Source organism: Streptomyces sp. NBC_01426, assembly GCF_036231985.1.
Classification (GTDB): domain Bacteria; phylum Actinomycetota; class Actinomycetes; order Streptomycetales; family Streptomycetaceae; genus Streptomyces.
This window is the reverse complement of sequence record NZ_CP109500.1, coordinates 3,768,581-3,781,392: the sequence shown is the minus strand read 5'-3', so window position 1 is coordinate 3,781,392 and position 12,812 is coordinate 3,768,581. Positions and strand designations below refer to the sequence as shown.

The following is a 12,812-nucleotide window of genomic DNA, read 5'->3' as shown; positions in this document are numbered from 1 at the left end:
AGTGCCGGGTGGCGAACGCATTTGTGCCCCCTCCCCGTACCATTTCGGGACGAGATCACCTGAACCCGCCTGCCGTACGAGTGAGAGGCCCGCCATGTTCCGCGCCCGGGGAGTGTGGTGCCTGCTGGGCGCCCTCCTCGCGGTGCTGCTCGCCGGGCTCCCGGCGACGGCGGCCGTGGGCGGCCCCCCGAAGGCCGCCGGCGCGACGACGACCTTCGCGCGGGCCACCGCTCTCGTACCGACCGCTCCAGTGCCGGCCGACTCTTCGCGCCCCGCCACGACACCGCGGCCCGCCGCCTCGGTGGGCTCCGGGCAGGGCCCGTCCTGCGCTCCCGGCGGCGGGGACCACGGCAGGATCCCGGCCGTGCCGCCCCGCTGCGGCGACCCGCAACACGCCGCCCCGGCCGCCCGGGTCGCGGCGGAGCAGCCGGCCGCCTGGCGGACGACACCCGTACGGGTCCTCGTCCGCGGGCCCGACCGATCGACGCCGGGTCCCGTGGAACTGTCCGTGTTGCGGGTCTAGGAGGACCGGTCGTTCCGCCGGTCCGTCCTTCCACCCGCACTCGCAGCTCCGGAGCATCCGCATGTCCCCTTCCCCCTCCCCTTCCTCCCGCAAGCCCTCCCCGCACAGGCACCTGCTGATCGCGGCCGGCGTCGCGATCGCCGCCGTCACCCTCGGCCTGGTCTCCTGGCAGGCCACCGCCCCCGAGGAGCGAAGCGGCGCGGGCGACGCCGCCTCCGCCTCCGCCCGGCCCGCGCCGCAGGCCAACCCCGAACTGCTGAAGCTCGCCCGCCGCGACGCCGGCGACAAGCTCGCCGTCGGCCGCGCCGACGCGCCCGTCGTGCTGATCGAGTACTCCGACTTCAAGTGCGGCTACTGCGGCAAGTTCGCCCGGGACACCGAACCCGAACTGGTGAAGAAGTACGTGGAGGCCGGCACCCTGCGCATCGAGTGGCGCAACTTCCCGATCTTCGGCGCGGAGTCCGAGGCCGCCGCCAAGGCCGCCTGGGCGGCGGGCCGACAGGACCGCTTCGAGCGGTTCCACTCGGCGGCCTACGCCGACGGAGCCAAGGAGAAGGGCTTCGGCGAGGCCCGACTGACCGAGCTGGCCCGCGAGGCCGGGGTGCCCGACCTGGAGCGCTTCAAGCGGGACATGGCCGGCGAGGAGGCCGCCGCGGCGGTGCGCGCCGACCAGGAGGAGGGTTACCGCATCGGCGTCACCTCCACCCCGTCGTTCCTGGTCAACGGGCAGCCCCTCGCCGGCGCGCAGCCCGTCGACGCCTTCGAGGCCGCCATCGCCCGCGCCGAGGCGGCGGCCCGGAAGTGACCGACATCGGATACCTGGCCGCCCTGCTGGGCGGCCTCCTCGCGCTGCTCAGCCCGTGCAGCGCCCTGCTGCTGCCCGCCTTCTTCGCGTACTCGATCGACTCCACGTCACGGCTGCTGGCCCGCACCGGGATCTTCTACGCGGGCCTGGCGAGCACCCTCGTACCGCTGGGCGCGGCCGGCTCGTACGCGGGCCGTTTCTTCCACGGCAACCGCGAGACCCTCGTCCTCGTCGGCGGCTGGCTGATCATCGCGCTCGGGATCGCGCAGATCCTCGGCCTGGGCTTCGCCTCCCGGCGGATCGCGGAGCTCTCCGGACGGATCCGGCCGACCACCGCGCTGTCGGTGTACGCGCTCGGCGCGGTCTACGGCCTGGCCGGATTCTGCGCCGGCCCGATCCTCGGCAGCGTGCTGACCGTGGCCGCCGTCAGCGGCAGTCCGGTCTACGGCGGCCTGCTGCTGGCCGTCTACGCCTTCGGGATGGCCGCGCCGCTGTTCCTGCTGGCCCTGCTGTGGGACCGCTTCGAGCTGGGCCGCAAGCGCTGGCTGCGCGGCCGGACCATCCGGGTGGGCCGGCTGGGGCTGCACACCACCTCGGTGCTGTCGGGGTTGTTCTTCATCACCCTGGGCGCGCTGTTCCTGATCTACGACGGGGCGAGCGCGCTGCCCGGACTGCTGGACGTGGACGACTCGTTCGCGGTGGAGCAGCGGGTCCGCTCGATCGCCGACGCGGTACCGGACTGGGCGCTGCTCGGCCTGGTCGCCGCCGCCGCGGGGGCGATCGCCCTGACGCAGTGGCGCCGCGCGGTCCGGAGCGCGAAGGACGCGGCGCACGTGAAGGACGCGGTGGAGGTGACGGAGGAGTGACGCAAGAAGGCCCCGTCCGAGGACGGGGCCTTCTTTCTTGTGGCTGGGGCCGGGGTCGAACCGGCGACCTATCGCTTTTCAGGCGATCGCTCGTACCAACTGAGCTACCCAGCCACGAAACTCTTACGAGCTTCAGCGAACCTGACGGGACTTGAACCCGCGACCTCCACCTTGACAGGGTGGCGAGCTAACCAACTGCTCCACAGGTCCTTGCAATGTGCGAGACAAGTCTCGCACACGGTTTTGCGTACCCCCAACGGGATTCGAACCCGTGCTACCGCCTTGAAAGGGCGGCGTCCTGGGCCACTAGACGATGAGGGCTAAAGGCCCGCCGGGCACTTTGCAGCGCGTCGGGGACGTGAGAAGCATATGGGATCCGGGGAGCTATCGCCAAAACGGTTTCCCCCGGAGCGACAATGACGGGGTGCTGGAGATGACGCGCGAGGAGTTCGAAGAGCTCGTCGCAGAGGCCTTGGACCGGATTCCGCCGGAGCTCACGCGGCTGATGGACAACGTGGCGGTCTTCGTCGAGGACGAACCGCCCGCAGACGATCCGGAGCTCCTCGGGCTCTACGAGGGGACCCCGCTCACCGACCGCGGCGAGTGGTACGCCGGGGTGCTGCCCGACCGGATCACGATCTACCGCAACCCCACGTTGCGGATGTGCGAGGACCGGGAGAGCGTGGTCGCGGAGACGGAGGTCACCGTGGTCCACGAGATCGCCCACCACTTCGGGATCGACGACGAGCGACTGCACGCCCTCGGCTACGGGTGAGCCGGTGACCGGCACCGACGAGGACGCCGCGTCGATCGACCCCGACGCCGATCCACCCGGGAGCACCGAACCGCAGGGACGCGTCCTCGCGGCCGTCGCGGTCGGCGGGGCGATCGGCGCCTCGGCGCGCTACGGCGCGGCCCTGCTGTGGCCGGCGGCCCCCGGGACCTTTCCCTGGGACACCTTCTGGGTCAACGTCGTGGGCTGCGCGCTGATCGGCGTGCTCACGGCCGCGATCGCCGAGGGCGGCCGCACCTCGCCGCACCCGCTCCTGCGGCCCTGCCTGGGCGTCGGGGTGCTCGGCGGCTTCACCACCTTCTCCACCTACGCCCTGGAGTTCTCCGGGCTGCTCGACGAGGGCCTCGTGGGGACCGCGCTGACGTACGCCGGGCTGACGGTGGTGGCCGCGCTGGGCGCGGTCTGGGCCGGCGCGGCGACGACCCGGGCGGCGCTGCGGGAACGGGGGCGGGCGTGAACTGGCTGCTGGTGGTGGCCGGCGCCGCGATCGGGGCGCCGCTGCGGTACCTCACCGACCGGGCCGTGCGCGGCCGCCACGACTCGCTCTTCCCCTGGGGCACGTTCGTCGTGAACGCCGCCGCCTGCCTGGTGTTGGGGGCGCTGGCCGGGGCGACGCTGGCCGGGGCGGCCTCCTCGCGGCTCGGCCTGCTGCTCGGCACCGGACTGTGCGGGGCGCTCAGCACGTACTCGACGTTCTCGTACGAGACCCTGCGACTGGTCGAGCGCGGCGACCGGTTCCTCGCCGCGGCGAACGTCCTGGCGTCGGTGCTGGTGGGGCTGGGCGCCGTACACCTGGGCGCACAGGTGGCCGGCCGGCTCTTCGGCTGAGGGCGTGTCTCTTACGGGGTACGGGGAGTTGGGCACATTGACCCGCTCATGCGGAACGCTCCGCTGCTCCCCGTCCCGGAGGTGCCACCCGTGCGCCAGTTGTCCGCTTCCCTCCGATTGGCCGTCACCGCGCTCGCGGTGACGGCATCGGCAGGCTGCATGAGCGTCGGCGAGAACGCCGCGAAACCCGGCCCCTCCGCCTCGGTCGGCGCCAAGGACGCCGCCGCCTCGGCCGGCGGCACCGTATCCGGGCGGGGTTCCGGCGTCCACGGCAACGGCCACGGCGCCAAGGACGGTACGGGAACCACCCCCGACGGCAAGGCCGTCGAGCCGGGCAAGGCCTCCGGCGCGACCGGGGCCTCGCCCAGCCCGGGCGCGCCCGTCAAGCCGGGCGCTCCCTCGCCGTCGGCCGGGCCGGGCGGCGGGGCGGGTGGCCAGGGGCCGCAGCAGCCGACGGGCGGGGGCTCGGCCGCCGGTGGTGCCGCCGGTTCGGGCGGCTCGGGTTCCGCCGGTACGGGATCGGGGTCGGGATCGGGTTCCGGCGGTGGCGCGGCCGCCGGTGGATCCGGAGGGTCGAATCCCACTCCGCCTGTGGTGGACCCCACTCCCGAACCGCCTGTGACACAGCCCACCCCGGAGCCCACGCCGCCCCAGCCGGAGCCCAGTCCTCCGGTCGTCGGGTAGTCGTATCGGGGAGGTTGGTCGGCGGTTGTCCGGCTCTGTCCTCCGGGGATCGTCGCAGGTCAGGTGCCTCTTGGGGGGAGTGACTTGCCAGACCCCCAGGAGGGTGCGTATGGTTATAGATCGTTTGATCCCATTGCCCGGCGCCGAATCCGAAGAGCGCCGTGTGGCGCGTACTCCCTAGCCGTGGCTGACCGCATTGAGGCGGTCGATTTGCGATTCACGGAGTTTGGGCGCGTGCCGAGACTCCGGAAGGTTTCGCATTTCGCATGTCCATTTCCAGTTCTGACCGCACCGTCATGCCCGAGAACGACTCGAACGAGATCGTCACCGCCGAGACCCTCGCGGTCACCGAGGCCATCGAGGCCGCTGAGGCGAACGAGATCATCGAGGCTCTTGAGGCCGACGTGACCGACCAGTCCATCGACGAGGCCGACGAGGCCGACGCCGAACCCACCATCACCTTCAGCGACCTCGGTCTGCCGGACGGCATCGTGCGCAAGCTCGCCCAGAACGGCGTCACGAGCCCCTTCCCGATCCAGGCCGCGACCATCCCGGACGCCCTGGCCGGCAAGGACATCCTCGGCCGAGGCCGCACCGGCTCCGGCAAGACCCTCTCCTTCGGTCTGCCGACCCTGGCCTCCCTGGCCGGCGGTCACACGGAGAAGAAGAAGCCCCGCGCGATCATCCTCACGCCGACCCGTGAGCTCGCGATGCAGGTCGCGGACGCCCTCCAGCCCTACGGCGACGTGCTCGGCCTCAAGATGAAGGTCGTCTGCGGCGGTACCTCCATGAGCAACCAGATCTTCGCTCTGGAGCGCGGTGTCGACGTCCTCGTCGCCACCCCGGGCCGTCTGCGCGACATCATCAACCGCGGTGCCTGCTCCCTGGCGAACGTCCAGGTCGCGGTCCTCGACGAGGCCGACCAGATGGCCGACCTGGGCTTCCTGCCCGAGGTCACCGAGCTGCTCGACCAGATCCCCGGCGGCGGCCAGCGCATGCTCTTCTCCGCCACCATGGAGAACGAGATCGGCACCCTGGTCAAGCGCTACCTGACGAACCCCGTCACGCACGAGGTCGACAGCGCGCAGGGCAACGTCACGACCATGACCCACCACGTCCTCGTCGTGAAGCCGAAGGACAAGGCGCCCGTCACGGCCGCGATCGCCGCCCGCAAGGGCCGCACGATCATCTTCGTCCGCACCCAGCTGGGCGCCGACCGCATCGCCGAGCAGCTCATCGAGGCCGGCGTGAAGGCCGACGCGCTGCACGGCGGCATGACGCAGGGCGCCCGTACCCGCGTCCTCGCCGACTTCAAGGACGGCTACGTCAACGCGCTCGTCGCCACCGACGTCGCCGCCCGCGGCATCCACGTCGACGGCATCGACCTGGTCCTGAACGTGGACCCGGCCGGCGACCACAAGGACTACCTGCACCGCTCGGGCCGTACCGCCCGCGCCGGCAAGTCCGGTGTCGTCGTGTCGCTGGCGCTCCCGCACCAGCGTCGCCAGATCTTCCGCCTGATGGAGGACGCGGGCGTCGACGCCTCGCGCCACATCGTCCAGGGCGTCGGCGCCTTCGACCCCGAGGTCGCCGAGATCACCGGCGCGCGTTCGCTGACGCAGGTCCAGGCCGACTCCGCGAACAACGCCGCCAAGCAGGCCGAGCGTGAGGTCGCCGACCTCACCAAGCAGCTGGAGCGCCTGACCCGCCGCGCCGGCGAGCTGCGCGAAGAGGCCGACCGCCTCGTCGCCCGCTCCGCCCGCGAGCGTGGCGAGGACCCGGACGCCGCTGTCGCCGAGGTGGTCGAGGCCGCCGAGGCCGAGGTCGCGGCCGCCGTGGCCGAGCCCGTCGTCCAGGAGCGCACCTTCGAGCGTCGTGACGACCGCGGCAACTTCGAGCGTCGTGACAACCGTCGCGACGACCGCGGTGACCGCGGTGGCGACCGTGGCGGCTTCCGCTCCGGTGGTGACCGTCCGTCCGGTGGTTTCCGTTCCGGTGGCGACCGCCGTGACGACAACCGTGGTGGCGGCTTCCGCTCCGGTGGTGACCGTCCGTCCGGTGGTTTCCGTTCCGGTGGCGACCGCCGCGATGACAACCGTGGTGGCGGCTTCCGTCGCGACGACCGTCCCTCCGGTGGCTTCAACCGTGACGACCGCGGCGGCGACCGTCCCTCCGGTGGCTTCCGCTCCGGTGGCGACCGTCCGTCCGGTGGTTTCCGTTCCGGTGGCGACCGCCGTGACGACAACCGTGGTGGCGGCTTCCGTCGCGACGACCGTCCCTCGGGCGGCTTCAACCGTGACGACCGCGGCGGCGACCGTGGCGGCTTCCGCCGTGACGACCGTCCCTCGGGCGGCTTCAACCGTGACGACCGCGGCGGCGACCGTGGCGGCTTCCGCTCCGGCGGCGACCGTCCCTCCGGTGGCTTCCGCTCCGGTGGCGACCGTCCGTCCGGTGGCTTCCGCTCCGGCGGCGCCGGCGACCGCCCCTACGGCCGTCGTGACGACAACCGTCCCTCCGGCTCCGGTTCGACCGGCTCGACCGGTTCCTTCGGCGGCCGTCGTGACGACAAGCCGCGCTGGAAGCGCAACGGCTGACGTCTGAGCGTCATCTGACACGGGCTCGGCCCCCACGGCACTCCGGTGCGGTGGGGGCCGTTCCCGTTCCCGGTCCCGTTCTTGTACGGGCCCCTCGACGGCCGCGCGCGTCACACTGCGGGCCCGGGGCGGCCGTTCGGTACCGGAGCGTCGCAACGCGCCAACTGCGCCCGGCAGCACCCGGAAACGACGGAGCGCCCCGCCTGGCCGAAACCAGACGGGGCGCTCTGTGCCAGGTCGGAGGCGTGACCCCCGACCGCGAGCTGTAGGCCATGTCGGACTCGAACCGACAACCAACGGATTAAAAGTCCGCTGCTCTGCCAATTGAGCTAATGGCCCTCGGCGTGCTCACCCCAGAGCATAGCCGCAGAGGGGCGCGAGGCCGATCGGGTATCGACCGGAGCGGCCCGGCGGTTTCCCGCCACCGGTGGTCGGCGACCCTCGCTCGCGCGCGCACGCGGCGGATCCGCCCGCCTCGGAGCCCTCGTGAGGGCCCGTCCGACCGGCGCGGCGCGTGCTCCCCACCGGCGGGGCGGGCCCGCGCGAGGCTCTCCGAGGGCCGTCTCGGATCCGTTCTCAGCGCCTCTGACCTGCGGTGATGGCGTTCCAGGGGGTCCCCGGGGGGTTAATTGGCGGGGACCGTCCCCCACATGACGTAGAGTTGTGTTTACCGACGCGGGGTGGAGCAGCTCGGTAGCTCGCTGGGCTCATAACCCAGAGGTCGTAGGTTCAAATCCTGCCCCCGCTACTCAGTACGAAGGCCCGGTCCCCTCAGGGGGGCCGGGCCTTCGTCGTTGCCGCACTCCGGCCGCGCCTTCGCTCTCACCCGCCGTCCGTGTTTTCGTCACCCGTACGGCCCCGGCCCGGTCGCCCGCGGGCCTTCCCGACGCCAGCCTTGAGGGGCGATGCGGCGGTGGCCCGCACCCGTGCGAGGGACCGGGCGGCAGGAGACGGCGTGGTGGGGCTGGGCCGGCAGGGCGAGGACGCGGGTGCGACCGGTGCCGGGGGCGGAGTGTCCCGGCTGGTGGTCCGGGTGCTGCCGGCGATCCTGATCGCCCTGGGGTTCGTCTTCGACCTGGTGACGCCGCCGAGTTTCACGGGATCCCCGTTCTTCTCCGCGGCCCCGCTGATCGCGGCGCCGCTGTTCTCGCTGCGCACGACGTTCCTGACGGGCCTGGCCGCCTCCCTCGCAGTCGTCGCCCTGCACCTCTACAACGGCACCAGTGGGCGGGCCGAGTCGGTGACCGAGCTGGCGACGGTGGTCACCGTCTCCGGGTTGGCGCTCCTGATCAACCGCGTCGTACGGCGCAGCGGCAAGGAGCTCGCCTCGGCGCGCGGGATCGCCGAGGCCGCGCAGCGGGCCGTGCTGCCGACGCCCGCCGATCGGATCGGGGGGCTGCACGTCGCGGCCTCGTACGAGGCGGCACAGGCGGACGCCTTCATCGGCGGGGACCTGTATGCCGTCCAGGAGACCCCGTACGGGGTGCGGCTGGTGGTGGGTGACGTGCGCGGCAAGGGGCTGGCCGCGGTGGAGGCCGTCGCGGTGGTGTTGGGCGCCTTCCGGGAGGCGGCGGAGTACGAGCCGACGCTGGAGGCGCTCGCACGGAGGCTGGAGCGCGCGTTGGCCCGGGAGGGGATGCGGCGCGACAGCCTGGACGCGGTGGAGGGGTTCACGACGTGTGTGCTCGGCGAGGTCCCGAAGGATTCCGCGGTGCTGCGGCTCGTCAACCGGGGCCATCCCGAGCCGTTGCTGCTGCATCCCGACGGGGCGCTGGTCGTGCTCACGCCGGCGGTGCGCGCGCTGCCGCTGGGCATGGGCCTGGGCGCGCTCTCGCCCGACCGGGCGGAGGAATGGCCGTTCCCCCAGGGCGGCACGCTGCTGCTGTACACGGACGGGTTGACGGAGGCCCGTGACGCGGAGGGGAGGTTCTACGACCCGGCGGGCCGGCTGCGGGGGAGGGTCTTCCCCGGACCGGACGAACTGCTCGACGCGCTCAACAGCGATGTGCGCCGACACACGGGCGGCGGCGCGACCGACGACATGGCGCTGCTGGCGGTGGGCCGTCCGGCGCAGGGGCAGCCGGAGCGTCGTCGGACGGTTCCGGTGGTCAGTCGTGAGGATCCGACGTGAAGACCTCGTGGTAACGGAGCGTGCCCGAAGTGGTGCGCTCCGTTAAGTGCCTGATAGGTCGTCACTTCGCCACTGTGGCTGAAGTGATGGGGGTGTGCATTGATTTTTGCCCGAGTTGACCATTATCGGGCTCAATGTCCAGGCCAAGGCTGTTCAGACAGTGGCCGATTGGTGCTAACGATCAATCGCAACAGCTTGGAATCACTCCCCCGCGTCTATTACCGTTCGATAACGCAGCGCGGTCGTCCCAGCCGTCGCCAGAGACGGCGCCGCGCGCGTTCCCCTGCTTTGAGGAGTGTGCCCCCGTGGCCTCCAACTCGCCTGCCCAAGACGGCGTCTACATCCAGGAGTCGCCCACGGCGGGCGCCTGGGGCGAGTGGAACCCGACCGAGGACTCGGCCCGGCCGCTCCGCGGCAAGCACCGCGTCCTCAAGCCGCGCGGCGGACTGGCCCGCAGCTCGACCGTGCTCGGTGTCGGCGTCATCGCCGCCGTCGGCGCGGGCGGCATAGCCACCGCGCAGGACCGCCCCCAAGTGGCCATCACCATGCCCTCGTTCCCCGATCTGTTGGGCGACGACGACCACGCCTCCGGCGCCGCGGACGAGACCGTGCAGGCCGCGCGGACCGCGAGCATCCCGCAGCAGGTCGGCGGGGGAGAGCGGACCCAGGGCCAGGCCGACGCCGGCGAGGCGCTGCTGAACCGCATCCTCCAGCAGGCGGAGACCCGGGCGCACGACGACGACGCCCGACTCAGGGCGGACGCCGAGCGCGCCGCGCAGGAAGCCGCCGCCCAGGAGGCCAAGGCCAAGCGGGAGGCGGCCGAGAAGGCGGCCGCCGAGAAGGCGGAGCAGGCCGAGAAGGCCGAGAAGGCCCGGGCCGCGGCGGAGAAGGCGGCCGCCGAAGCCGCCGCGGCGGCCAAGGCCGAGGCGGAACGCCCCGCGCAGGCCTCCGGCGACTTCGTCCTGCCGACCTCCGCCTACACGCTCACCTCGCACTACGGCGACTCCGGCTCCATGTGGTCCTCCGGCCACCACACCGGTCTCGACTTCGCGGCCCCCACCGGCACCCCGGTCAAGGCCGTGGGCAGCGGGAAGATCACCTCGGCCGGCTACTCCGGGGCGTACGGCTACCGGATCGTGCTCCAGCTCGATGACGGCACCGAGATCTGGTACTGCCACCTGTCCTCGATGTCGGTGACCTCCGGGTCCGTGGGCGCGGGCGACACCATCGGCCGCGTCGGCGCCACCGGCAACGTCACCGGAGCCCACCTCCACCTCGAAGTCCGCCAGGGCGGCTCCACGATGGACCCGCTCGCCTGGCTGAACTCCAAGGGCCTCAACGTCTGACCCGCCCCTCCGGGACCCCGACCCCCGCCCAAGGACCCTTTGGCCGCACGGGCCTCAGCGCCTGACGTCGGCCGCGGGCCGCCTCTCCTCCACGCGCCGCGGCGCCGGTACCGCGGTCAGCGTGGTCCGGCCCGAGGCCGGGACCGGGTCGAACCACGGCGGAAGCAGGTCCTCCATCACCGCCGCCCGCGCGAGGGCGGGCGCCGCCGTGGCCCGGCGCAACCACATCCTTCCGAGCAACTCCCGCTCCCGCCGGGCGAAGTCCGGCTCCCGGCCCGGGCCGCCCCGGCGGGCGCGGTGGCGCAGCAGGGCGAGCGCGGCGGCGTCCGACTGGTACCGGGCGACGGTCCTGCCGGCCGCGCGGCCACCGCTGCGCCGGGCCAGGGCGCGGGCCAGCGACCGGGCCGGCATCGACGCCAGGGCCGGTACCTCCGCCCGACCGAGCCAGCCGGCGGCGGCGTACACCGCGAGTTCGGCGGCGACGGCCCGCAGCAGTCGACGCCGGGTCCGCACGGCGAGCCACAGCAGCAGCCCGAACGCCGGGACCATCACGCAGCCGTAGACCACGTAGAACCCGTACTCCCCGAACTCGGACGAGCTGTTCCACAGCGCGTGCAGGGCCATCGCGCAGGCCAGCCCGAGCAGCGGCAGCCCGATCCGCGCCGACCGGCGCGAGCGCAGCAGCCCGGCGCCGAGACCGAGGCCGGTGAGCACCGTGAACAGCGGGTGCGCGAAGGGCGACAGGACGATCCGTACGAAGAAGGTCGCCGCCGTGAGGGAGTCGAGCACGCCGGTGCCGCTGGACAGGTCGTCGTCGAAGGCGTTGCCCAGGTACAGGATGTTCTCGGTGAAGGCGAAGCCCGTGGCGGTGAACCCGGCGAGCACGAAGCCGTCGGCCGGCCCGGCGAGCCGGTGTCTTCGGAAGACGAGCACCAGCACCAGCGCGGCCGCCTTGGCGCTCTCCTCGACGACCGGGGCGATGGCCACCGAGCCGAGCTGATCGGCGTCGGTGGGGTCGGCGGTGGCCGCGGCGATCCACTGGGTGGCGAAGCTGTTGGCCAGTATGGCGATCAGCGCCGCGGTCCAGGCCCCCCAGCCGAAGCAGAACAGCGACTGCCGCCACGGCCCGGGCGCGGCCCGCCCCGACCACCGGAACGCCGCCATGAGCGGCGGCACCGGCAGCAGGGCGAGACCGAACCCCACGAGGAAACCGGGTGTGCCGGTCTGCTCCCGGACGAGTTCGAGGATCGCGACCCCGGGCACGGCGAGCAGCACGACGAGCACGCACGCACGGGCGCGGCCCGACGGACGTGCGAGCACATCCGCGAGCGCTCGATACACGCCATCACCCTAGCGAGCGGCTCTGACACACGGAGTGACGTTGTCAGTTCTCCGAGCGACGGAAGAGCAAGTCGTGTACGACGTGCCCCTTGTCGAGGCCCTGGCCCTCGAAGCGGGTGAGCGGTCGGAAGTCGGGGCGGGGCGCGTAGCCGCCGTCCGCCCGGGTGTTCTCGAACCGCGGGTGCGCGGTGAGGACTTCGAGCATCTGCTCGGCGTACGGCTCCCAGTCGGTCGCGCAGTGCAGCACCGCGCCGGGCGCCAGGCGGGTGGCGGCCAGATCGAGGAACTCGGGCTGGATCAGGCGCCGCTTGTGGTGGCGGGCCTTGGGCCAGGGGTCCGGGAAGTACACGCGCAGCCCGGCGAGGGAGTCCGGCGGCAGCATCTCGCGGAGCAGGATGATCGCGTCGCCGTTGGCGACGCGGACGTTGGTCATGCCGCCCCGCTCGGCGAGCGCGAGCAGGTTGCCCTGGCCGGGGGTGTGCACGTCGGCGGCGAGGATCCCGGTGTCCGGGTCGGCGGCGGCCATCTGCGCGGTCGCCTCGCCCATCCCGAAGCCGATCTCCAGGACCACCGGCAGCCCGTCGAACATCGCCTTGAGGTCGAGGACCTCGTGCCCGTCGATGTCCAACCCCCAGGTGCCCCAGAGCCGTTTCAAGGCCTCGCCCTGCCCGGTGGTCACCCGGCTGCGGCGCGGCTGGAAGCTGCGGATCCGGCGCTCGTGGTGCGAGCCCGCCGGGTCGGGCGCGGGCCCGTCCGGGAAGCGGGGCTCGGTGCGCCACTTGGGAGGCGTGTACGTGGCGCCGCCCTCGGGGGCGCTCGGCGACTGGGGATTCATGGGCTCAGACACAATGCGCCGATTCTACGACCCAGCCCTCCCCGCCGCCCGTTCCCGGCCCGTCGG

12 protein-coding genes and 5 tRNA genes are annotated in these 12,812 nt (G+C 72.8%); 11 read left to right on the top strand and 6 right to left on the bottom strand.

The features are described 5' to 3' along the window. The first annotated feature begins 94 nt into the window (after positions 1-94). The 3 genes from OG906_RS16670 (at position 95) to OG906_RS16660 (ending at position 2,194) form a co-directional block, all read left to right on the top strand. Complete coding sequence (locus tag OG906_RS16670; protein ID WP_329443656.1) at positions 95-523, top strand: hypothetical protein; 429 nt, start codon at positions 95-97, stop codon at positions 521-523. 61 nt (positions 524-584) lie between these two features. After that, positions 585-1,328 carry a DsbA family protein gene (locus OG906_RS16665; protein ID WP_329443654.1) on the top strand — a complete coding sequence of 248 codons (744 nt, stop codon included), beginning with the start codon at positions 585-587 and terminating at the stop codon, positions 1,326-1,328. Further along, positions 1,325-2,194 (top strand): cytochrome c biogenesis CcdA family protein, encoded by an 870-nt coding sequence (locus tag OG906_RS16660; RefSeq protein WP_329443652.1) that lies wholly within the window; start codon positions 1,325-1,327, stop codon positions 2,192-2,194. Before OG906_RS16665 ends, OG906_RS16660 begins: the two co-directional genes overlap by 4 nt. A 40-nt stretch (positions 2,195-2,234) precedes the next feature. Here the strand turns inward: OG906_RS16660 and OG906_RS16655 are convergent. The 3 genes from OG906_RS16655 to OG906_RS16645 form a co-directional block, all read right to left on the bottom strand. Then, a tRNA-Phe gene (locus OG906_RS16655) sits at positions 2,235-2,308 on the bottom strand. Between the two features lie 22 nt (positions 2,309-2,330). Then, positions 2,331-2,404 (bottom strand) — tRNA-Asp (locus OG906_RS16650). Positions 2,405-2,442: 38 nt separating this feature from the next. Further along, positions 2,443-2,515: transfer RNA gene (locus OG906_RS16645), tRNA-Glu, on the bottom strand. A gap of 103 nt (positions 2,516-2,618) precedes the next feature. Here OG906_RS16645 and OG906_RS16640 point away from each other — a divergent pair. The 5 genes from OG906_RS16640 to OG906_RS16620 all read left to right on the top strand — a co-directional run bounded on the left by OG906_RS16640 (position 2,619) and on the right by OG906_RS16620 (position 7,093). After that, on the top strand, positions 2,619-2,969 hold the full coding sequence (locus tag OG906_RS16640) for a metallopeptidase family protein (RefSeq protein WP_030012899.1): 351 nt from the start codon (positions 2,619-2,621) through the stop codon (positions 2,967-2,969). Between the two features lie 4 nt (positions 2,970-2,973). Continuing rightward, positions 2,974-3,444 carry a fluoride efflux transporter FluC gene (locus OG906_RS16635; RefSeq protein WP_443067391.1) on the top strand — a complete coding sequence of 157 codons (471 nt, stop codon included), beginning with the start codon at positions 2,974-2,976 and terminating at the stop codon, positions 3,442-3,444. Beyond that, positions 3,441-3,815 (top strand): fluoride efflux transporter CrcB, encoded by a 375-nt coding sequence (gene crcB / locus OG906_RS16630; protein WP_329443649.1) that lies wholly within the window; start codon positions 3,441-3,443, stop codon positions 3,813-3,815. Before OG906_RS16635 ends, crcB begins: the two co-directional genes overlap by 4 nt. 48 nt (positions 3,816-3,863) lie before the next feature. Continuing rightward, positions 3,864-4,499 carry a hypothetical protein gene (locus OG906_RS16625; RefSeq protein ID WP_329443647.1) on the top strand — a complete coding sequence of 212 codons (636 nt, stop codon included), beginning with the start codon at positions 3,864-3,866 and terminating at the stop codon, positions 4,497-4,499. A gap of 266 nt (positions 4,500-4,765) precedes the next feature. Further along, positions 4,766-7,093 (top strand): DEAD/DEAH box helicase, encoded by a 2,328-nt coding sequence (locus OG906_RS16620; protein ID WP_329443645.1) that lies wholly within the window; start codon positions 4,766-4,768, stop codon positions 7,091-7,093. Between the two features lie 266 nt (positions 7,094-7,359). Here OG906_RS16620 and OG906_RS16615 read toward each other — a convergent pair. Then, positions 7,360-7,432, bottom strand: a tRNA-Lys gene (locus tag OG906_RS16615). Positions 7,433-7,767: 335 nt separating this feature from the next. On the opposite strand from OG906_RS16615, the gene OG906_RS16610 reads away from it, so the two are divergent. From OG906_RS16610 to OG906_RS16600, 3 genes are all read left to right on the top strand, one after another. After that, positions 7,768-7,841, top strand: a tRNA-Met gene (locus OG906_RS16610). Between the two features lie 207 nt (positions 7,842-8,048). Next, entirely contained in the window at positions 8,049-9,224 is a 1,176-nt protein-coding gene (locus OG906_RS16605) for a PP2C family protein-serine/threonine phosphatase (protein WP_443067390.1), read from the top strand. A gap of 305 nt (positions 9,225-9,529) precedes the next feature. Continuing rightward, positions 9,530-10,570, top strand: a complete 1,041-nt coding sequence (locus tag OG906_RS16600) for a M23 family metallopeptidase (RefSeq protein WP_443067389.1) — start codon at positions 9,530-9,532, stop codon at positions 10,568-10,570. Positions 10,571-10,624: 54 nt separating this feature from the next. Here the strand turns inward: OG906_RS16600 and OG906_RS16595 are convergent, their stop codons facing one another. Continuing rightward, entirely contained in the window at positions 10,625-11,911 is a 1,287-nt protein-coding gene (locus OG906_RS16595) for a PrsW family intramembrane metalloprotease (RefSeq protein WP_329443644.1), read from the bottom strand. A gap of 43 nt (positions 11,912-11,954) precedes the next feature. Further along, entirely contained in the window at positions 11,955-12,746 is a 792-nt protein-coding gene (trmB, locus tag OG906_RS16590; RefSeq protein WP_329443642.1) for a tRNA (guanosine(46)-N7)-methyltransferase TrmB, read from the bottom strand. Positions 12,747-12,812: the final 66 nt, after the last annotated feature.